General features: G+C 64.7%; 11 protein-coding genes. 10 read left to right on the top strand and 1 reads right to left on the bottom strand.

Features of this window, described 5'->3' with window-relative positions; genetic code table 11:
- Nucleotides 1-434 precede the first annotated feature (434 nt).
- Together QP045_RS09050 and QP045_RS09045 are read left to right on the top strand one after the other, a co-directional pair.
- Entirely contained in the window at nt 435-3,479 is a 3,045-nt protein-coding gene (locus tag QP045_RS09050) for a TonB-dependent receptor (protein ID WP_422514658.1), read from the top strand.
- A gap of 97 nt (nt 3,480-3,576) precedes the next feature.
- The gene (locus QP045_RS09045) at nt 3,577-5,106 is read left to right on the top strand and encodes a tryptophan halogenase family protein (protein WP_422514657.1); all 1,530 of its coding nucleotides are present in this window, start codon (nt 3,577-3,579) and stop codon (nt 5,104-5,106) included.
- Nucleotides 5,107-5,140: 34 nt separating this feature from the next.
- On the opposite strand, the gene QP045_RS09040 is transcribed toward QP045_RS09045, so the two are convergent.
- A complete protein-coding gene (locus QP045_RS09040; RefSeq protein ID WP_422514656.1) occupies nt 5,141-8,548 on the bottom strand; it encodes a glycosyl hydrolase 2 galactose-binding domain-containing protein in 3,408 nt (1,135 codons plus the stop codon).
- 466 nt (nt 8,549-9,014) lie between these two features.
- On the opposite strand from QP045_RS09040, the gene QP045_RS09035 reads away from it, so the two are divergent.
- The 8 genes from QP045_RS09035 to QP045_RS09000 all read left to right on the top strand — a co-directional run bounded on the left by QP045_RS09035 (nt 9,015) and on the right by QP045_RS09000 (nt 21,309).
- Nucleotides 9,015-10,265 carry an NAD-dependent epimerase/dehydratase family protein gene (locus QP045_RS09035; protein ID WP_422514655.1) on the top strand — a complete coding sequence of 417 codons (1,251 nt, stop codon included), beginning with the start codon at nt 9,015-9,017 and terminating at the stop codon, nt 10,263-10,265.
- Nucleotides 10,262-11,860, top strand: a complete 1,599-nt coding sequence (locus QP045_RS09030; protein WP_422514654.1) for a cellulose biosynthesis cyclic di-GMP-binding regulatory protein BcsB — start codon at nt 10,262-10,264, stop codon at nt 11,858-11,860. The genes QP045_RS09035 and QP045_RS09030 overlap by 4 nt, the downstream gene beginning before the upstream one ends.
- Nucleotides 11,860-13,710: a glycosyltransferase gene (locus QP045_RS09025; protein ID WP_422514653.1), complete on the top strand. Its 1,851-nt coding sequence runs from the start codon at nt 11,860-11,862 to the stop codon at nt 13,708-13,710. Before QP045_RS09030 ends, QP045_RS09025 begins: the two co-directional genes overlap by 1 nt.
- Nucleotides 13,707-14,603, top strand: coding sequence for a hypothetical protein (locus QP045_RS09020; RefSeq protein WP_422514652.1), 897 nt, complete (start codon nt 13,707-13,709; stop codon nt 14,601-14,603). Before QP045_RS09025 ends, QP045_RS09020 begins: the two co-directional genes overlap by 4 nt.
- A gap of 256 nt (nt 14,604-14,859) precedes the next feature.
- Nucleotides 14,860-16,332, top strand: a complete 1,473-nt coding sequence (locus QP045_RS09015; protein ID WP_422514651.1) for an efflux transporter outer membrane subunit — start codon at nt 14,860-14,862, stop codon at nt 16,330-16,332.
- Nucleotides 16,329-17,405, top strand: coding sequence for an HlyD family secretion protein (locus tag QP045_RS09010; protein WP_422514650.1), 1,077 nt, complete (start codon nt 16,329-16,331; stop codon nt 17,403-17,405). The genes QP045_RS09015 and QP045_RS09010 overlap by 4 nt, the downstream gene beginning before the upstream one ends.
- A gap of 4 nt (nt 17,406-17,409) precedes the next feature.
- Nucleotides 17,410-20,181, top strand: coding sequence for a ribosome-associated ATPase/putative transporter RbbA (gene rbbA / locus QP045_RS09005; protein WP_422514649.1), 2,772 nt, complete (start codon nt 17,410-17,412; stop codon nt 20,179-20,181).
- A gap of 3 nt (nt 20,182-20,184) precedes the next feature.
- Entirely contained in the window at nt 20,185-21,309 is a 1,125-nt protein-coding gene (locus QP045_RS09000; RefSeq protein WP_422514648.1) for an ABC transporter permease, read from the top strand.
- Nucleotides 21,310-21,823 lie beyond the last annotated feature (514 nt).

The raw sequence follows: 21,823 nt of genomic DNA, 5'->3' as shown, positions 1-21,823 counted from the left end.
GCGTGTCTTTGACTGGCAGGCGCTATGCAATTGTAGATGGTATGGAAACGCGGCGGCGTTCCGGTCCGTCTTCAGAGCCAGGGCGCAGAGATGCCGGCGCGCGAAGGGCGGGCGGCATGGCTTCATGTCTCAAGGTCGTACAGGATCTGACCATCTGGCGCCGAGCCCCAAGGGGCTCGGCGGCTATCTCTCTCAGCGGCAACTCTCTCTAGGGCGTTGAAAAGCCTCGGGGCGGAAGACTTGAAGAACTAACGCGCGCGACAGTGTTGCCGCGCAGCCGCAGTCCGGGCGCAATCTTCATCGTGCCGAGCAAGTCCTTGACACTGCTTCAGCCTCAAAGAACAAATAAATTACTATTCGAATCCGAGTAAAAACCGGTCGTATGGGAGAGTCGCATGGTTATGAGAAGAGCTTGCGCACGTCGTCTCGCCTTGTTGCCTTTGTCCGCTATCGCGATAGGCACGTTCTATAGCGGAGCAGCCCATGCCCAGGACGTCGGCGCGGCCGATCCCGGTACGGCCCCTCAAGCTCAGGACCCAGTTGCGGCTCCCAGCCAATCGGACGACGACGGCTCTGAAATCGTCGTCACCGGCATCCGCGCAGCACAGGCGCGCGCCATTGAGATCAAGCGCGACGCCAACAGCATCGTCGACGCAATCAGTGCGCAGGACATCGGCAAGCTACCCGACATCACCATCGCCGATTCACTCCAGCGCATCCCGGGCGTCCAGATCCGGCGCGAGGCAGGGGAAGGCGGCGCCATCAACATCCGCGGGTTGCCGCAGGTCACGACCCTGTTGAACGGCGAACAGTTCCTCGGTGCCAATTCGGTAACCACGGTGCAGCCGAATTTTACCGACATCCCATCCCAGCTTTTCTCGGGCGCGATCATCTTCAAGTCGCCGACCGCGTCCCTGCAGCAGGCGGGGCTCTCCGGCACGGTGGATCTGCTCACCCGGCGTCCCTTCGACCTCAAGAGCGGGCTTACCGTGGCCGCGGCCGCCGAGGCGCAATATGGGGACAAGACCAAGAAGTGGAATCCGGCCGCGAACGGCCTGGTTTCGTACAACTCCGGACGCTTCGGCATCCTGGTGTCGGCCGCCTATAGTGACCTCGACCTTGGCAACAGTTTCCGCGGCATCCAGGATTATGGCGTCACCCTGCGCAACGAGGGCGGCAGTGCGACGAACCCTGGCGACTTTGCCGTCGGCAACAACGGCGTCAGCCGCGGCGCACCGGTGCGCAACAGTGCGGGCGAGATCATCGGCTTCGACGTGAACGGCGACGGTGATGCCAACGATGCCTTCATCACACCGCAGTCGCATACTGCCTGGAACCGTATCACCAGCCGCGAGAGATTTGGTGCCAACGCTTCGGTCCAGTTCGACTTCACCGACACGTTGCGGCTGACGGCCGACGGCTTCTACACCAAGCAGACGCAGTACGACCGAACTGCCGGGTTCCAGTTCCAGATGGTGGACTGGCAATCGTCTCCCTATTTGCCCACCGGATCGCGCGATACGGGAGCCGTGGTCGGCGACTACAACCTCAATACCGTGCAGACCTATGCCTATGATCTGCCGAACTTCGACAGCTATGCGGAGACATTCCGCATCCGGTCGAAGTCCCAGAACTACAATCTTCAGCTCGATTGGGATGCCGGTAACGGCTTCAAGGCGACGGTTCGCGGCATCTATGGCAAGGCCAGCCGCAAGCTCGACCAATCCTATGCCCAGTTCAACCTGACCAACGGCGTCCAATGGGCCTATCAGGGCGTGGGCCATTATCCCGCGTCGCTGGGCGGCGACGTCCGCTTTAACCCCACCGGCTACCCGGTCTACAGCCAGGATGCGACGGTCGACTATACCAGCGGCCGCCCCGTCTTCTCCTTCTCCCAGGCGTTCCTGGACCAGACGGGTGACGTCTCGCGCTATGGCCTCAAGACCATATCTTCGGAGAACAACGTCTATCAGGATGGCGATCTGTGGGCGCTGCGCGCAGACGGCGAGTGGAAGGCGAGCGAAACCTTCGCGCTGAAGGTTGGCGCCCGATACGGCAAGCGCAGCGTCGACCAGTTCACCTTCGAGCGCATCTCGCCCTTCTACGCAGGCAACACCGACAACCCGGTGAACCCGGCGGCCGGCTGCTACGTCAAGTGGAAGGCGTTTGACGTCAATCTGGGCGACAATGCGTGCGCGGTCCGCGATGCAGCGGGCAATCCGTACACTGCGGGCTACACGAGGCAGGGCAACGACCCCGTCTTCGCGGGCATGATGAAGCAGTATAATCTCCCCGCTGCCGGAGCGCCGACGCTGTGGGTCCTCGATCCCAAGGCGATGGACAATTCCGAAGCGTTCCAGAACAGCTTCTATCCGGGCAGCGTGAACAACGTGAACCCGGCGGATTCGTTCGGGATCAACCTGCGCCAGATCTCAGGCTATGCCGAGGTGGATGGCGAGGGCGAAGTGTTCGGCCTGCCGTTCAGGGCGAATGGCGGTGTCCGTATCGTCAACACCCGCTTCACGGTGCGGCAGAACATCGTCGGGGTGCCGCAGCCCTATGGCGTGTCGGGTGTCGATGCAGGCGACCTCAGCACCAAGCGCGAGTTCACCGACTTCCTGCCCGCCTTCAACCTCGACTTCACGCTGGCGAAGGGCCTGCAGCTGCGGGGCGCCTATGCGAAGACGATGACGCTGTTGGACTTCCTGCAGTGGGGCGGCGGTCTCAACGTCAACTACGCCATCAACACTGCGACCGGGCTGTTCGAGGCGCGCGGCGCCAATGCGCGCGGCAATCCGCAGCTTGATCCCTGGCGGGCCGACAATGCCGAGTTCAGCCTCGAATATTACACCGGCGTGTCGAGCGTGGTCGGGATCGGTGCCTTCTACATCGATGTCGACAGCTTCATCGAGAACGCGACCGTCATCCGCAACGACATACCCGACAACGACGGCGTCATCCGCCGGCCTGTCCCCGTCAGCACGACCCAGCAGGGGAAGGGCGGCACGCTGAAGGGCATCGAGGCTTCGGCACGTCAGGCGCTTGCGGATTATGGCGTCGACGGCTTCCTCGGCGGCTTTGGTCTCGACGCGAACTATACGTTGTCCTTGGGCGACACGGGACGCGTCGATCTGGCGGGCCATGACCAGCCGTTCCAGGACAATTCCAAACACCAGGTCAACGCCGCGATCTGGTACGAGAAGTACGGCTTCCAGGCGCGGGTCGCGTACAACTACCGCTCCAAGCGCCTGGTCTCGTCCGACTACGGCGGGATCGCCGGGCTCGCGCAGTATCAGCGCCCGACAAATTATCTGGATGCGTCGGTTTCCTACGACGTGCTGCCGTACCTCACCCTTTATGGCCAGGCATCCAACCTGACCGGCGAGACGGAGCGCTATTACCTTACCTTCTCCGACCAGGTGCTGTTCGAGAATATCTACGAACGGCGCTTCATTGCCGGGGTGCGCGCCCGGTTCTGACGCGCGTGGTGCCGATCCTCGCTGCCGCCGCACCTGCACAACCGGGTGCGGCGGCGTTGCTTTGCCGATATGCTCGCGTAACGGAGGAGCCCACGGGATGAACCCGGTCCGCAACATCGTGATCGTGGGCGGCGGCACGGCCGGCTGGATGGCCGCGAGCTATCTAGAGCGGCAACTCGCCCACCTTCGACCCTCTATAACGGTCGTGGAAAGCTCGACGATCGGTACGGTCGGCGTCGGCGAAGCGACGGTTCCAGCGATCCGCGACTTCTTCGCGGCGGTCGGCCTCAGCGATGCGGAGGTGCTGCGCGAGACCGAAGGCACGATCAAATACGGCATCCGTTTCGACGGGTGGAAGGAGCCTGGCCACCGCTTCTTCCATCCGTTCGGCCTCTACGGCGTGCCGGCGCGGGGCGTCGCGTTCCATCAGTATTGGCTCAAGCTGCGGCAGGCCGGCGATGCGACGCCGCTCGCCGCTTATTCGCTTGCGACCCAACTCGCCGAGCACGGGCGCTTTCTGCAGCCCGCGCAGAACCCCACGAATGATCTCGGCGTCTTCGACTTTGCGGTGCATTTTGACGCGAGCCGGTTCGCGGCGTTGCTGCGCCGCCGTGCCGTCGCCGCAGGCGTCCGCCATGTCGATGCCAGGATCGACCGGGTCGAGCGCGACCCGGAAAGCGGGCACGTCGCTGCGGTCTTGCTGGAGGATGGCCGCCGGATCGAAGGCGAACTGTGGATCGACTGCTCGGGCTTTCGCAGCCTGTTGCTGGGCGAGGCGCTGCAGGTGCCATACGTCGACTGGCGGCACTGGCTGCCGGTCGATCGCGGGATCGCTATTCCCTGCTGCCCGCGGGATGCCGCGCCCGAGCCTTTCACGATTGCCATCGCGCGGTCCGCTGGCTGGCAATGGCGCATCCCGTTGCGCCATCGGATCGGTAATGGCCATGTCTATTGCTCGGATTTCCTCGATGACACGTCGGCAGAGGCGATGCTGATGGAGGGGCTGGAGGGCGAGCCGCTGGGGCAGCCCAACCGGCTGCGGTTCACCACCGGACACCGCGCGCGGTTCTGGGACCGCAACGTGATCGGCCTCGGTCTGGCTTCGGGGTTTCTCGAGCCGCTGGAGTCGACCAGCATCTCGCTGATCCAGACGGGGCTGGAGCGGCTGGTGCGGTTTTTCCCCGACGCCGGCTTTGATCCGCGCCTGGCGACCGCCTACAACTATCAATCGGTGCTCGAGTTCGAGCGGCTGCGCGACTTCCTGCTGTTGCACTACTGGGAAAATGGCCGCTCCGGTGAGCCGTTCTGGGACCATATGCGTGCGATCGTGCCGCCCGAAGGGCTCCAGTTGAAGCTGGACACCTGGCGGGCGAGCGGCGAGTTCGTGCGCCGCGAGTGGGAGACGTTCCAGGACCCGAGCTGGCTGAGCCTGTATGCGGGCTTCGATGACCTGCCGGATCGTCCGTCCCCGCTGGCCGACCGGTTCAGCAACGCCGAACTGACCGACACGTTCACACGGATGCGGGCCGCGATCGCGGGCACGGTTGCGCAGGCGGAGCCCCACGCCGCCTTCCTCGCCCGCGTGGCCGGCGAGGGGGAAGCAGCCAGACGCGCTACCGTCAGCTAGGTCGCGTCGCGCAGCTACTCGCGAGCGCGCAGGGTCATGGCGCGACCGTCACCACCTGCTGCGGGACATTCCACCCTCGCAGCGTCAGCGACGGTGCCCCGGCCGTGCTGGCGGGATAGCGTACCTCGATCCGCTTTTGCTCGCCCGGCAGCAGCGCGACGTAATTGTCGCTGTAATAGGCCGGGAGGATGCGCTCGCCGCGCGCGTCGACCAGTGTCAGCTTGGCGTTGAGTACCGGCGTCCGGCTGGGATTTCTGAGGATCACCGCGATCATCCGGTCTTCACCCTCTGCAACCGGCGCTGCGGCGCGCGCCTGCAACTGCACCGGGGCGAGGCTGTTCAGGGCACGATAGGAAGTCGTGTCCCGGCCGCGCCAATAGAAGTTCTCGGACACAAGCCGGTTCTCGCCATCGAGCAATTGGAGGCTCACCAACACCATCGGCGTCTGGGCGAAGATGTGGCCCAGTGGCACGGGCGCGAGCGGGGTGGCCTGGTTCGCGGGCGCGTCGAGGCGGTCGCTGCGCGTGAACAGCTCGCGATTGTCGAGGCTGATGACCCGCGTGCGCGCGGTCAGGCCGGGTGCTGCCCGCTGCGTGGTATTGAGGACCACCAGCTCGTTCCCGGGCAGATTGAGCTGGACGTGCAGCGGCTCGACCGCCTTCTTTGCCCCGTAATAGGCGGCGTGGGTGTCATAGTCCCAGCTGTAGATCTGCCACGCGTTCGACGGCCATGCCGGGTGCGTCATCCAGAGCAGGCGGCCGGAGTTCTTCGTCCACAGATGCCCCAGGAACCCCTCGTACATCGCCTTGTGCGTTTCGAGGTTCATCATCTGCGCCTTGCGCTCGAAGTCCGCGAAGCTGTTCGCTTCGCCGAACATCGTCGCCAGCGCCTCCATGAAGCTCTTGGTGTCGCCGTTCCCGGCGAAATGCCAGTCGTGATAGGCAAGCGTATCGCTGAGCGGCCACAACTCGCTGTCGGGGACAGACGCCCGGACGGATTCCAGCGTCGAGAGCGACGGCGTCCCGGTTTCCACCGAGAAGCCGGTTGCCAGGTCGGTGAAATAGCCGACGGGCGGGCGATAGTTGTACGGGCCCGACCCCTGCAGGTTCACGACGTTCGAGCTGCCGGTGAACCAACGGGTGCCGTCGTGCTCGGCGATCACCTCGTCGAGCCCTTCGTTCAGTGCAGGGTAGGGGACGCCTTCGTTGCGGCCGAACCACAGCACGATTGATGGATGGTTGCGATAGCGCTTCACCGTGTCCACGGCGTTGGCGAGGAACAGCTGCGGGTCCTGCGGCTCGACCTGAAAATTCTGGGTCGATTGCCAGAAGTCGTTGAGGATCATCATGCCGTTCTCGTCGGCAAGCTCGAAGAACTCTTCCTCGTTGTTGTTGCCCATCCAGTTGCGGATGACGTTCATGTGCGCCTCTTTCTGGAGGCGGAAATAGGGCGCCAGCCGATCACGGCTGACCTGCTTCATCGCATCGTCCATGCCCCAGTTGCCGCCGCGCGCGGCGATCGGCACGCCGTTCACGCGGAGGGTGAGGTGGGGCTCGGGCATCTGCTGTGCGAGCGGGGTGACGGCAGGCGAGCGCTCACCCGCTGGCGTGAGCGACTCCGCCCAGCCGCGCGGGCTCTGCTTGATTGCCTCATGCGTGACATCGATCAGCTTGGTGCCGGCGAGTTTCCCGTCCGTGGTCTGCACGTTCACGCGCCGCAGCGCTCCCGCGCTGTCGAACAGCGACAGGTCGTAGCTCACCTCGCGGATGCCGAAGCGCTGGGTCTTGCTATCGGACAACTGCCCGTCCGCCAGCGCCTCCAGCGAGAGCTGGTAGAGCGCGGCTTCCCCATATCCGTTCGGCCACCACAGGCGCGGGTTCCGAACCCGCAGCGCGGGGAATTCGGCCGGGGTAAAGACGATGCGCGACTCTCCCGGCGGCGCCGACACCGTCTTTTCCACGCGCACGTCACCAAAGGCGGCGCGGACCGTCACCTGCCGCGCGGCGGTGCCGGCATTCTCGATGGGCACGGTCACATGCACGTCGGCGCTGTCGGTGCGCGGTAGCGGCAGGTCGGTGATGATCTGGGGATCGAGGATACGCACCTCGCCATGCGCGAGCAGTTCGACCGGACGCCACAGGCCGGTGTTGCGGTCGCGGATCCCCGGTATCCAGTCCCAGCCCTCGGTCGCGATGAAGGTGGGGCCGTCGATCGCCAGCTGGCCGCCGTTTTCGCCGACACCGCCCGCGATCGACTGTTCGTGCGGGATGCCGGGGTGCGGCGGCGGGGAGACGCGGATCGCGAGCCGGTTCTCGCCCGTAACCGGCACGAAATCAAACTGGCCCCGGATAAACGCGCCCTTGGTGGTGCCCAGCCGCTGCCCGTTCGCCCAGATCTCGGACGCATAGTTGATGCCGCCGAACATCAGGGTCAGCCGCTTCCCCGCGGCCTCCGCAGGCACGGTGAAGCTGGTGCGGTACCAATAATCCTGGCGCGCCAGCTTCTCGGGGATCGCGAGGTTGTTGAGGCCATAATAGGGGTGGGGATAGACCCCGCGGTCGACGAGTGTGGTCAACACCGTGCCCGGCACCGTCGCGGCATGCCAGGTGCCGCTCGCACGGGGGGCGCGGGACAAGGCCGCGCCGTCCTCCTTCACCTCCGGGACGGCGGCGAGCTGCCAGCCGTGGATGGTCCAGCGTTCGTCGGCGCTGCGAGTAAGAGCCGGGGCTGCTTCCACCGGTCGCGCTCGGGGAGCGGAGGTCGCCGTGCCGCGTGCCTGGGGCAGGGTCCACGGGTCCTGCTGCCGCCAAAGTCCGGTGTTCGCCTGCTTCTGCCATTCCCAGCCGACCCCCACCTGCCAGATCTGCACCAGGTCGAAGTCGGGCCGGTTGCGAGCGGCCGCTATGACGGCTCGCGGCGTGAGTTCGGTTCCCGCCAGCGCCGCATGCACCAGCGTGCCGCCAAAATGGCGACCCTGAACTGCGGGCGCGATCCCGAGCATCGGCGCGACAGGACTTGCGGAAGCGGGGGTGCGGCCCGCGCGCCGACCATCGACATAGAGGGTGAGGGTCTCTCCGTCCGAGGTAGCCGCCAGGTGCGTCCATTTGCCTGCTGCCAGCGCGAGGCCGCCGATTACCGTCCGCACGCCATCCCCGGCCTGCGGCCTGCCATCCCGCAGATCGAGCCGGCGGGTTGTGCCCTGCGGGTCGCCTACCGAAACCAGAATTCCATCGCTCCGCGCCTCGTCCGGGCGCACCCAGGTGGAGATGGACCAGGGCGCACCTGCCGCCACGATCGTCTCTGCCCGCTGCAGCGGACGCTCGATGCCGATGCCGCCCTTCAGGAACGCCGCGTTGTAGGGCCCCACATTGCCAGGAGCCTGTGCAGAAATGGGCGCCGTGCTCGTGAGCAACAGCGCGACGGTAAGGGACAGCGCACGCATTCAGATCTCCCCCACGGCGATACGGCGTTTGTTGGGCCACAATCATCGCCACATCCATTTGTTACATTAAATTCCTTTTCGTCAACGACGTACAGGGAAGACTTGCCTCGTCATCAGCGGACCTTCGGGAGGATCAATAAGCCCTCGAGCCGGTAGCTCGGTGCGTCTGCGTGGTTCGTGAGCGGGCGCGATCTATCCATGCTATGAAATCCACAAACGTGACGCGTGTAATTGGATGGACCCGTTGCCTCATCCAAGCAATTGTATGGCGCGTGCACCCGTCATCTACGAGCCATTTAGCAGTGCAGTAGAAGTACTTCTTGCGCACTTCCTCCGCACCGGCCGCAGCCGGCCGTCCGTACATTCCCCTATAGTCAGGGCAACCCCCCGCCAGCACATTTCATAGGTCACGACGGCGCCACTTAACTGCCCGCAGGGCGGGTCGATCGCGACGGAGGCTGCGTGCATGTCTAAGAAGATCTTGGTGCTTGGCGGCGACGGTTTCTGCGGTTGGCCGACGGCATTGCATCTGTCTCAGCTCGGCAACGACGTCATGATTGTCGATAACGTCTCCCGGCGACGCATTGATGCAGAGATGGGCGCGCAGAGCCTGACCCCCATTTCCACGATCGATGTCCGGCTGAGTTCCTGGAAAGAGGCCAGTGGGAACGTCATTCGCTACCAATATCTCGACATCGCTGCCGACTATCCGCGTTTCGCGGCTCTTATCGACAGGGAGCGCCCGGACGCCGTCGTGCACTTCGCCGAGCAGAGGTCGGCGCCCTTTTCGATGCGCGGACAAGTGGAGAAGCGCTATACTGTCGACAACAACGTAGGCGGCACACACAACCTAATGGTTGCGCTTGTAGAGGCAGACCTAGACTGTCATGTTGTCCACCTAGGGACGATGGGCGTCTATGGATATTATGGCGCCGGGTTCGAGATTCCGGAAGGGTACCTGAAGGTAAAGATTCCGGATGATGATGATATCTTGAGGGACCAGGAGATACTTTTCCCGACGCAGCCGGGAAGTGTCTACCACATGACCAAATCTCTCGACCAGCTCCTGTTCCAATATTATGCGCACAATGATGGCGTGCGGGTGACCGATCTTCACCAGGGGATCGTCTGGGGAACGCAGACGCAGGAAACACGCCTGCACCCGGCCTTGATGAACCGCTTCGATTATGAGGGGGAATATGGAACGGTACTGAACCGCTTCCTCGTCGAGGCGGCAATCGGACACCCGCTGACGATCCATGGTACGGGCGGTCAGACCCGCGCGTTCATCCACATCGAGGACACGGTCCGGTGCGTTGAGCTCGCGATCGCAAACCCGCCGTCGCGCGGAGACCGCGTAAAGATCCTGAACCAGGCGGCGGAGACGCTTCGCGTGCGGGATCTTGCCGAATTGGTCTCGGAAGTCACGGGTGCGACGGTCAACTTCGTGCCCAATCCGCGGAAAGAGGCCGATGAGAACGACCTCAAGGTGAGCAACGCCACCTTCCGCGGTCTCGGCTTGCACCCGATCCTGCTGACAGACGCCCTGTTTGCCGAAACACTCGAGATTTCGAACCGTTACGCGGACCGGGTGGATCGGAGCCAAATCCGCGCCCGCTCCGCTTGGAACCGGTCGCGGCGCGCGGCCATGGACGAGCCTGATCGGGCGACCCTCGAGGTCGAGCCCAGGCCCAGCGTTGAGGGAGAACGCAGATGAGGTTGTGGGTCCTGTGCCTGTTGGCACTTCTCTTCGTCGGCCTGCTGATCGCAGTCGAGCAAAGCGGCGTGTTTGATCGAGTCATGGGACGGAACGTTCGTGTGAACGATCCGATGTTCGGTGACTATCAGCGTGGCTCCACTTCCTTCCTTGACGAGGACGGGAAGGACGTCTTCGTCGCGCAAGTCTATCCCGACACGCCTCTAATTCTTTCCGGCTTCCCGTCGTACACCAGCAAGCAGTTCCGTTTGCCGACGGACGCTCGGCCGCTCAGCGGGACGTACAACCTCGTTTTCAGCTCGGACACGGTTCCGGGGAGCGAAGGCGCGCTGCGGGTCACCATCAACGGCGTCAAGCGCGCGGACACGGTGCTCCAGCCCGGGCGGGTCCGCCAACGCGTCCAGGTCGAACTCACTCCGACCGAACTGGCGGCTGGCGAACTGGACGTTCGCCTTGCGCTGGTCGGCCATGGGCCGATGGCGGAATGCACGCCTAACGAGGCGATTGCTGCGGTCGTCGCCATCCTTCCGGAGAGCGGCCTGAGAATGGCCCTCGACAAGGCACCCTCGACGATTGCCGACCGGCTCGCGCTCTGGGGTGATCTGATCCCCGTGAAATGGCGTGCCGACGGCAAGGCTGTGGACGCTGTCACGCTGATCACGGCGGCGCGCCTCGCTCAAAGAGGCTATGGTATCTATTTCGGTGACAAGGGCTATGCTGGCCAGCAACTGGCCGATGTAGAAAAGGTCGCCGCCGGTCGTCCCTCGCGGATTCCGCAACTGCGCTATCCGATCAGCCTCGTCTCGGTGAGCGAGAATGCCGGTGCCCGCCGCTTCGATCGCGAGACCACCTGGCGCTACCGCTATGACGTGTCACAGCTGCCGAACGGCGAGCTGCCTTCTGCCCTCGACCTGCGCATGTTGGTCGGGCCGATCGGCGACACGCGTACCGCCTTGTTCGTCACGTTGAACGACCATCTGTTGCTCACCCGCACGTTGAGCGACACCGACCAGCGGTTCAACAATTCCGTTGCGCTGCCGGCGGGCGATCAGTCCGACCGCAACGAACTGGCCGTCACGCTGACGGCGCATGAGCGCGACGAGCAACGCTGCGGCTCCCGCCGCCTGATCGCGGCGGAGATGCTTCCGGACACGGTGCTGCGGGGCGGCGGTGAGCGCCTGATTCCGCCGCTTGCACAGGTGGCAGCACAGGTTCGCGCCAACATGCCGGCCGCGTTCAAGAGCGGGACGCTAAGCGCGCCGCAGGCCCAGAACGCAGCGCTGCTGCTGGCGCAGATGAAGCCGTCGTCGATCTCCTTCTCCTCCTCACAACCCGGTTCGACGATCGAGGTTCTGACTGGAGATGTGTCGGCGGCACTGCGGCGGGTTCGCCCGGTGGGCCAACAGTGGCTGGTCTATTTCCCGGGCGATCAGCGCGCGGGAGCTATGGTGGAGCCCTTCTCGCCGCAGGGCGGCGCAGCCAAGGCGGCGGTGGCGCTGCTGGTTACCGTCAATCGGCCGGCCGAGGCGGCCGCGCCGGCGCCTGCGGCCGGGGCGGCTGGCACGCCCCGTGCCACTGCCGATGCCGCGCAATAATGTCTCCTCCTCCGGAGTTTGACCGCCGGCGAGCCAGTTTCGGGTCGGCCGACAGCTTCGCCGGCGGCCTGGCGTCCCCCGTGGCGCTGTCGCGCGCACCGGCCCTCTTGCTGACCTTCGCCATACTGGCGCTGCTTCAACTGTGGGTCTTTGAACTCGGCCACCTCGAGCGCATCTTTTACGCCCATGATTACGTCCTTGGGCCCTATGTCGGGTTCAGTGCGATCTCGATCCGCACCTTCATGCTGTCCTTCTTCATCGCATTTTCGATCTATGCGTCAGGGACGGGACGGGCGCGGATCCTGTTCTGTCTCGACGTTTGCGTGCGCTACATCGCCTTGTGCATCATCCTCGACCTGGGAAGCATCGCCCTGTTTGTCTACACGGGGTCTCCGTTCCCCCTGCTCGCGATCCAGGTCATGGGCGGGTTTGCCGGCATGGCGGTTTTTGCCTTTGTCATCATCCGGCGTGGGACCATGCCGTCGCCCGTGCCGGTCGAACGCGGACACCAACCCAACACCCGGACGTTCTGGCGCTTGGGCTTGACCGGCGCGGTGGCGGCGATCGCGTCGATCTGGGCGGCCTCGACCTCCATCCCGCTCTTTGACGAACTGCGCCGGATCACCCTGCTCGGTGGTATCGGCCCCGGGGTCATCCTGTTCCTGTTGGTCCTGTTTGCCCAGCTGTACGTGGTCGCGATTTTCGAGCGGAAACGCCTCTCGCGCCGTGACTTCAGGCCCCCCGTCTCCGTCATCGTGCCGGCATATAACGAGGAGTATGCGATCGGACAGGCGATCCAGAACATCGACCGCGCCGCTGCGTATTACGGACAGCCGGTCGAAGTGATTGTCATCGACAATGGATCGGAAGACGCGACGGCGGAAATCGCGCGGGCGACGATCGACACTTGTCGAGCGATCCGCGGCGTGGTCCTGCATGTCCCCACCCCCGGAAAGGCACATGCCCTCAACGAAGGGGTCGCGCGAGCCAGCCACGACTTTATCATCCGGATCGACGCGGACACCCATGTTCGCGAAGACAATCTTGCGCTGGCGATGCAGAATTTCGCGGATCCGAGCGTGGGCGCGGTCGGCGGCGTTCCGTTGCCGCCGGGCGGTGCGATCTTCGATCCGGGTCGTCTGGTCGAGGTGATCGTCAAGCACGGCTATTATTCACCCGCGCTCAGCGCCGCGTCCGGCCTGGTCGGCATTCCCGGCATGTTCGTCATCTACCGCGCGGAAGCGCTGCGGTCGGTCGGGAAGTTCGCCTCGGGCATGAACGGGGAGGACACCGACGTCTCCCTGCGGATCGCCGAACTCGGATATCGAACGCTGGTCGATCAGCGCGTCGGCTATGTCTCGGAAGTGCCGACCAGCTTCGCCCATCTGCGCGAGCAGCGGCTGCGCTGGTTCCGGTCGGTGTATCATGTCAGCGCCCGGGCGCATTCGCTGATCAGTTCCCCCAACTTCAGCGTTCGCGGCAAGCTGGTCCTGCCGTACATGCTGCTGAATACCGCGCGTCGAGCGATGATGCTCCCGCTCGCCGTATTTGGCGTTCTGGAGTTGCTAATCACATCCGGATCGGTGGCGCTCCCGCACTGGCAGGCGATCGTCGCCGTGCTGATCGGCTCTCCGATGCTGGCGGCGGCCCTCGCGATCCTGGCGAACAACCGTCCGCGGGCGCTGCTTTCGCTGCCGGCTTACATCCTCTTTCGCGCGCTTCGGTCCTGGTACACGCTGGAATCGGCGCTCAGCATCCCGATCATGTCGACCTCGACGCGGATCCAGATCGGCCGTGATCCCTGGCCGCAAAGCCCACCCCCCAATCCGCGCGTCTCGGAGGCCGTATGAAAAGGATTGCGCTCGCGGCGACCGTCGCATGTGCTCTCGCGCCGCAATGTGCCTGGGCTCAGGATGGCCGCGTCTCCCTGGACGGGGAGCTTTCCTACGGCCTCGACGTGGTTCCGCCGGACGTGGTGGACACCTCGCCCGACCAGGACCGCATCCGCTCCGTCTTCGATGGCGAGATCGGTGTGAACTACGATATCGGGCCGGCGATCGTACGCGCATCGGGGGGATTCCGCATCTTCCCATCGAACTCCGATTACAACCGCTACCCGCTTGCAATCGGCGCCCGCTTCGATCTGCCGCTCAGTTCCGACGGCAGGACCAAACTGCGACTTCTGCCGAGCTACGAATATGTGTTCGGAAACCATGGGCGAGTGTTCGACCGCCCGCGGCTGGATGCGCAACTCATCCACCGCCACAATGCGGAACACACCACGACGGTGCGGTTGCGCTATGGGCACCGCAACCAGACCGAACGGCGCTTCAGCGGCTACGACCAGAGCGAGTGGTTGGGCGAAATCCGCCACTTCTGGCGTCCGAACAACGGCCCCACCCGGATCAACGCCTCGCTCCTGGGCCTGCACGCCAATGCCGAGGCCAACCGGTTCAGCTACAATGGCTATGGTACCCTGCTGACCGCGCGGACAGACATTCGCGAGGATCTGCAAGCCTATGGGCGCCTCTACCTCGTGCATCGGGACTATAAGGCGCCGTTTTCGTCCCTCTATCCCTACAAGCGCAAGGACACGCAGCTGCGCCTGACCGGCGGCCTCGAAAAGCGGCTGAACGAACGCTTTAGCCTGTTTGGAGAGGCTGGATACGCCCGCAACAACTCCAACGTGCCGACGCGTCGATATGACGGGTTCGTCGGACGCATCGGCATCATCCTGCGCTGATGCTTCGGTCGCCCGACGACCGACAGCAGGAGCCGGGGGCCTAATTCGCGCACGGAGTCCCCCTTTGGGACCCTGCTGCATCTATCGAGGTCGAGGGAGCGCGTTATGGACCACCTGCACAGCCACCCCCGACCGGAGTGCTCCGGGGTAGGCGCGCGCAGCTCCCGGACCATGATTTCCGTCCAGGCTGACGGCGACCCGTTCCGCGGCCGTCGGTAATGCGATGGCGCGGGTATCTGGTCAGGGTGGGGCGGGGATGACCCGGCCCCGCACAGTTTCCAGGGCGGGCAGGCGCCTCGCGGCTCTATTCGCTGCGTCGGCATCGCTTCTTGTCGCGGCTTGCTCCTTTGCACCGGCGCATGTCCGTCCACCAGCACCGGTACCGCCACAATATCCGGCCACCGTAGCACCCGGCCCGTCCGTCGCCCGCATCGGATGGCAGGACTTCTTCCAGGACCCGGAACTCCGGCGGCTGATCTCTCGCGCGCTTGAGAACAACCGCGACATCCGGATCGCTGCCGCGCGCGTGGAGCAGGCGCGCGCCGCGTGGCGGATCGAGGGCGCATCCCTTTACCCGCAGCTCGACGGCGCAATTACCGGACAGCGGGGGCGGACGCTCTTCAACGTTCCGGGTGGCTCCGCCACGCCTGTCGACGTGCGCGACATCAGCGTCCAGCTGGCGGCTGGCTGGGAAATCGACTTCTGGGGGCGGCTGCGCAACCTGCGGGATGCCGCCCGCTGGCAGTATCTCGCCTCGGAGGAGGCGCGCCGTGGCGTCGCGACGCAATTGGTTGCGCAGGTCGCCAACGGCTATCTGCTGGAGCGCGAGTATGACGAGAGGGCCGCACTTGCCCGATCCTCGATCCGCACGCGGGAAGAGGCGCTGCGCATCCTCCGCCGGCGGTACGAAGTCGGCTCGGGCTCTAAGCTGGAGGTCACCCAGGCGCAGACCTTGCTGGGGCAGGCGCAGACGACGCTGTACGCGTTGGAGCAGGATCGCGACATAAACCGCAATGCCCTCGCACTGCTGGTCGGCGAGCCGGTGGATATTGCGCCTTCCGATCTGCGGCTTGTGACGCTTTCCCCGTACGCCCAGCTTCCGCCGGGCCTCCCCTCGGAACTGCTGGTCAATCGGCCCGACATCATTGCTGCCGAACACCAGTTGCGCGCGGCAAATGCGAACATCGGTGCCGCTCGCGCCGCGTTCTTTCCGAACATCCGGCTGACGGGCGGGCTGGGCCTCGCCAGCACGGAGCTCGGCGACCTGTTCAGCGACCCCACCACCATCTGGAGCTTTGCTCCGAGCCTGAGCGTCCCGATCTTCAATAGCGGTCGGCTGCGCGCCAACCTGGATTTGTCGCGTGCCCGGCAGGTCGAGTCCGTCGCACAGTACGAGCGGACGATCCAAAGCGCCTTTCGAGACGTTGCGGACGCCTTGGTCCGCCGCCGGCAGCTCGCGCTCCAGATCGAAACAACGCGGCAGGTCGTGGACGCGCTCACCGAACGGTCCCGCCTTGCGTGGCTGCGGTTCGACAACGGGCGATCGGCGTACCTCGAGGTGCTCGAGGCGCAACGCGATCTCTTCGACACCGAACAGCTGCTCGTGCAGCTCCGTCGCGCCGACCTGGCGAGTGCCGTCGCGCTCTACGCCGCACTCGGCGGTGGTTTCGCACCTGCGACGCTGTTCGATTCCGACACCCGCGAGCGAGGAAGGGCGCAAACGCCATGAAGGAGATCCACAGCCGGACGTGGCGGAACCGCATCCTGGTCGCAGCCGTAATCCTGACGGGCGCGCTGCTGCTGTGGCTCGTTCTGCGTCCGTCCGGAACCCCCAGTGGGATCGTGAGCGGGAACGGCCGAATCGAGGCTGTGGAGGTGGACATTTCCGCGAAGATGCCGGGCCGCATCCGCGATATCCTGGTGAACGAAGGACAGTTCGTGAAGGCGGGCCAGACGGTTGCCATCATGGACACCGACGGTCTGAACGCACAGCTTGCGGAGGCCCGGGCGCAACTCGCCCAGGCAGCCAATGCAGTGCGGATCACCGAGACGCAGGTCGTCCAGCGCGAAAGCGACAGGGCGTTTGCGGAAGCGACCGTCCTCCAGCGTGCCGCAGAGCTCAACGCTGCCCGCAAGCGTCTCGCACGGTCCACCACCCTGGCACGGGAAGGTGCCACGCCGGTCCAGGAGCGCGACAATGACGAGGCGGCGGTGGAAGGGGCGTCGGCTGCGGTGCAGGCCGCGAAGGCGCAGGTTGCCGCGGTCGATGCTGCAATCTCGGCAACGCGCAGTCAGGTCGTGGGCGCCGGCACGAATGTCGAGGCGGCGCGCGCCACGATCGACCGGATCATGGCCGACATCCGCGACAGCGACCTGCGAGCACCGCGTTCCGGCAGGATCCAGTACCGGGTCGCCCAACCCGGTGAAGTAGTCGGTGCCGGCGGGCGTGTGCTGACGATGGCGGATCTGTCGGACGTCTCGATGGTGTTCTTCCTGCCAGAGACGGTCGCGGGCCGCGTAGGGCTGGGAAGCGAGGTCCGGATCCTGCTGGATGCGTTGCCGGATCGCGCCATTCCCGCCCGGGTCAGCTTCGTTGCCGATGTTGCCCAGTTCACGCCCAAGACGGTCGAAACTGAGAGCGAGCGCCAGAAGCTGATGTTCAGGGTCAAGGCACGGATAGATCCGGCGTTGCTCCAGCGGCACCTGACGCTGGTGAAGACGGGCCTTCCCGGAACGGCGTACATCCGCCTCGATCCCAACGTCCCATGGCCCGAGAAGCTGTCCCGCGTCGTCAGGGAATAGTCCGGTGGAGCCCGATGCCCCCATCTTTTCCGCCGGGGATCCGGTTGTACGGCTGTCGGACGTCTCTCTCCATTACGGCCGGACCCAGGCACTCCGCAGCCTCGATCTGGCGATACCGGCCGGGCGGATGGTCGGCATCATCGGGCCGGACGGGGTGGGGAAATCGAGCCTCTTCTCGCTCGTTGCCGGCTCGCGTGCGGTGCAGGAGGGGAGCGTCTTCGTCCTGGGGGGCAGCATGGCGGATCGCGCGCATCGCGAGGCTGTATGCCCCCGCATCGCCTACATGCCGCAGGGCCTGGGCAAGAACCTCTATCCGACTCTGTCGGTGGAGGAGAACCTCCAGTTCTTCGCGCGGTTGTTTGGGCAAGGCCCGGCCGAGCGCCGGCAGCGGATCGACGATCTTACGCGCAGCACCGGCCTCCATCCCTTCGTCGGCCGCCCCGCCGGAAAGCTGTCGGGGGGCATGAAGCAGAAGCTAGGCCTGTGCTGCGCGCTGATCCACGAGCCGCGACTGCTGATCCTCGATGAACCCACCACCGGTGTCGATCCGCTCGCCCGCGCTAAGTTCTGGGAGCTGATCGCACGCATCCGGGAAGAGAACGCGGCAATGAGCGTGATCGTCGCTACCGCGTACATGGACGAGGCGCAGCGCTTCGATTGGCTCGTGGCAATGGACGGTGGCGCGGTGCTGGCGACGGGCACCCCGGCCGACCTTCTGGAGCGGACGGGCACGACCTCGCTGGACGACGCATTCATCGCGTTGCTGCCGGAGGAGCGACGGCGCGACCATACCCCGGTCACCAAGCCGCCCCTTGCGGCGGACGACACCGACATCGCCATCGAGGCGCGGGACCTGACGATGCGCTTCGGCGACTTCGTTGCCGTCGATCACGTCAGCTTCCGCATCCGCCGCGGCGAGATCTTCGGTTTCCTCGGCTCCAACGGCTGCGGCAAGACCACGACGATGAAGATGCTGACCGGGTTGCTTCCCCCGACCGAGGGCGAGGCCCTGCTGTTCGGCAAGCTGACCGACCCGCATGACATCGGGGTCCGCCGCCGCGTGGGCTACATGAGCCAGGCGTTCTCGCTGTATAGCGAACTGACGGTTCGCCAGAACCTGGACCTCCATGCCCGGCTGTTCGAGGTGCCGGGCGATCAGATCCCAGGCCGCATCGCCGAGATGCTCGAACGGTTCGGACTGGAAGACGTGGCAGACAGCCTACCCACGGGACTTCCGCTAGGAGCGCGCCAGCGGCTGTCGCTCGCGGTGGCGCTGGTTCACAAGCCCGAGCTGCTGATCCTGGATGAGCCGACCTCCGGCGTGGATCCGGTCGCACGCGACATCTTCTGGCGCCTCCTCATCGAGCTGTCGCGCAGTGACCGCGTCACCATCTTCATCTCGACCCATTTCATGAACGAGGCGGAGCGGTGCGACCGAATCTCGATGATGCATGCGGGCAAGGTCCTCGACAGCGACGCGCCCGATCGCCTTGTGGAAAAGCGCGGCACCGCGACGTTAGAAGAGGCCTTCATCTCCTACCTCGTGGAGGCGGGTGGTGATGAGGGAGAGGGAGCCCCCGTCGAGCTGGCCGTGGAGGGTGCCGCCTCGGTATCGGACAGCACGATGCGGCGCCGCGCGTTCAGCCCGCGGCGGATGTACAGTTACCTGTGGCGGGAGGTGCTCGAACTGGAACGTGATCCGGTCCGGGGGGCGCTTGCGCTGGCGGGATCGGTCATCCTGTTGTTGGTGATCGGCTTTGGCATCAGCTTCGATGTGAATGACATCCGCTTCGCGGTCCTGGATCGCGACCAGAGCAGCATCAGCCAGCGCTACGAGCTCGAACTCGCCGGCTCCCGCTACTTCGTCCAGGAGCCGCCGATCCTGGATTACGACGACATGGACCGGCGGATGCGCAGCGGCGAACTGACGGTCGCGATCGAGATTCCCCCGGGTTTCGGCCGTGACCTGCTGCAGGGGCAGCCGCAACCTGTCGCCGCCTGGTTCAACGGCGCCATGCCGATGCGCGCAGAGACGGTGCGCGGTTATGTCCAGGGGATGCACCAGCGGTGGCTAAGCCAGGAGATGCGCGATGCGGGGCTGACCGGCGGGGCGAGGACCGGGGCGGGGTCCGCCGTCTCGATCGAGAACCGCTACCGCTACAATCCCGATGTCCGCAGCCTTCCGGCAATGGTGCCGAGCGTCATTCCGTTGTTGTTGCTCGTGTTGCCGGCGATGCTCGCTGCCATGGCCGTGGTGCGGGAGAAGGAAACCGGGTCGATCATCAACTTCTATGTGACCCCGGTCACCCGCACCGAGTTCCTACTCGGCAAGCAACTGCCCTATGTCGGCATCGCCATGATCAATTTCCTGGTGATGGTCTTGATGGGCATCTGGGTCTTCCGGGTTCCAATCACCGGCAACTTCGCCGCCCTGACGGTGGGTGCGCTTCTGTTCTCCTTCATCGCGACGGGCATGGGCCTGCTGGCTTCGGCCGTTACGCGCAGCCAGATTGCCGCCCTGTTCCTAGCCATGATCGGGACGCTGATCCCGACCCTTACCTATGGCGGAATGATCGACCCGGTCACCTCGCTGCAGGGCGGGGCGCGGCTGTTCGGGGAGATCTATCCCTCTTCGTACATGATCACGATCACCCGGGGCGTCTTCAACAAGGCGCTGGGCTTTCGCGAGTTGTGGCCCTCCCTGTGGCCGCTCCTCATCGCCTGGCCGGTGATCACGGTTGCCGCCATCCTGCTGCTTCACAAGCAGGAGCGCTAAGCCATGCGCGCGCTCTCCAGCATCTACAGGCTCGGCGTCAAAGAGCTGTGGAGCCTGTGGCGCGACCCGATCATGCTCGTGCTGATCCTCTTCACCTTCACCGGCGTTATCTACACCTCTGCAAAGGCGATGCCGGAAACGCTCCACATGGCCTCGATCGCCGTGGTGGACGAGGATCACTCACCCCTGTCGCGCCGGATCATCGACGCCTTTTACCCGCCGCTGTTCGCGCCGCCGGTGATGATCAACAGCACGCAGATCGATCCAGGCATGGATGCCGGCCGCTACACCTTCGTCCTGCAGATCCCGCAGGGCTTCCAGCGCGACGTCCTGGCGAGGCGTCCAGCAGAGATCCAGCTCAACACCGACGCTACCCGGATGACGCAGGCCTTCTCTGGAAGCACCTACATCCAGCAGATCGCGCTGGGGGAGGTGAATGCCTTTATCGCAAGGCGTCAGGGCCAGAACGCGCTGCCCGTGGAGCTGGAGTTGCGGGCGCGGTTCAATCCGACGTTGAACAAGACTTGGTTCGGCGCGCTGACCCAGATCATCAACCAGATCACGCTTCTGTCGATCATCCTGACCGGTGCGGCGCTGATCCGTGAACGCGAACATGGCACCATTGAGCATCTGCTCGTCATGCCCGTCACCCCATTCGAGATCATGGCGAGCAAGGTCTGGTCGATGAGCCTTGTCGTCCTGCTGGCGTCGCTGCTTTCGATCCACTTGGTCGTGCGCGGGTTCCTGCAAGTGCCGATCGCGGGCTCGCTGCCCCTGTTCTTCACCGGCGCCACGCTGTCGATGTTCGCGACGACGTCGATCGGCATCTTCATGGCGACGATCGCGCGCAACATGCCGCAGTTCGGGATGCTGACGGTTCTCGTCCTCATCCCGCTGGAGATGCTTTCGGGCGGGATCACGCCGCGCGAGAGCATGCCGAAGCTTGTTCAGGACATCATGCTTGCAGCGCCGACCACCCATTTCGTGGAACTGGGACAGGCGATCCTGTTTCGGGGTGCGGGCATCGATGTGGTGTGGCCGCAGTTCCTCGCACTGATCGTGATCGGCTCTGCCTTTTTCCTGATCGCGCTTGCCCGCTTCCGGAAAGTGATCGTCACCATGGCCTGACCCGATGCGCCCCGCGGTTATCTTGCCTCGTTAGGCGAACTGCTATTCCGGAAATCGCTTTGCGGCACGGAGCTGGCCGCGTGCCCGCGCCGCATTAGCGGTTCCGGAATCCAGCCGTGGGACCGTGTCGAGCCTGAAAGAACAGCGTCTCGCGCCAACTCGCTACGCCCTGGGAGTCAATTGACGGGCAGGCCCCGCATCGCTTCGCCAAGGGAGACCATGACTTACCGGGGTTCTTGCGACGCGGCTTTGTGGACTCGCGCGAATTGCCGAGCGTCGCGGAGCAGCAGAAAAGCTCATCATGTGTGGTCGTACGGACATTTGCGTATCCAATACATGCGCTTGCCCACGCTAAGACAGCTTTGTCGCGGAGTGGAAGGCAAACGGCACTAGTGCAAGTTGTCCCATTTCCAATTGTACGTCGCGGTCAAGTCGAGGTGGAGGAACTAGTCGCGATCCGAGTTTCAGTATCTCCCGCATCCCCGCCGCACCTCTCCCCTCCCCCCAAGGAGGA

Source organism: Sphingomonas sp. 3-13AW, from assembly GCF_049311085.1.
GTDB lineage: Bacteria > Pseudomonadota > Alphaproteobacteria > Sphingomonadales > Sphingomonadaceae > Sphingomonas.
Note: the sequence above shows the minus strand (reverse complement) of the source record. Positions and strands in the feature narration are given on the sequence as shown.

What these genes read in the sequence shown, in the direction of transcription:
- QP045_RS09025 (WP_422514653.1), top strand. Translation starts at nt 11,860, where the DNA reads ATGTCTCCTCCTCCGGAGTTTGACCGCCGGCGAGCCAGTTTCGGGTCG.
- QP045_RS09030 (WP_422514654.1), top strand. Translation starts at nt 10,262, where the DNA reads ATGAGGTTGTGGGTCCTGTGCCTGTTGGCACTTCTCTTCGTCGGCCTG.
- QP045_RS09010 (WP_422514650.1), top strand. Translation starts at nt 16,329, where the DNA reads ATGAAGGAGATCCACAGCCGGACGTGGCGGAACCGCATCCTGGTCGCA.
- QP045_RS09040 (WP_422514656.1), bottom strand. Translation starts at nt 8,548, where the DNA reads ATGCGTGCGCTGTCCCTTACCGTCGCGCTGTTGCTCACGAGCACGGCG.
- QP045_RS09015 (WP_422514651.1), top strand. Translation starts at nt 14,860, where the DNA reads ATGACCCGGCCCCGCACAGTTTCCAGGGCGGGCAGGCGCCTCGCGGCT.
- QP045_RS09035 (WP_422514655.1), top strand. Translation starts at nt 9,015, where the DNA reads ATGTCTAAGAAGATCTTGGTGCTTGGCGGCGACGGTTTCTGCGGTTGG.
- QP045_RS09020 (WP_422514652.1), top strand. Translation starts at nt 13,707, where the DNA reads ATGAAAAGGATTGCGCTCGCGGCGACCGTCGCATGTGCTCTCGCGCCG.
- QP045_RS09045 (WP_422514657.1), top strand. Translation starts at nt 3,577, where the DNA reads ATGAACCCGGTCCGCAACATCGTGATCGTGGGCGGCGGCACGGCCGGC.
- QP045_RS09000 (WP_422514648.1), top strand. Translation starts at nt 20,185, where the DNA reads ATGCGCGCGCTCTCCAGCATCTACAGGCTCGGCGTCAAAGAGCTGTGG.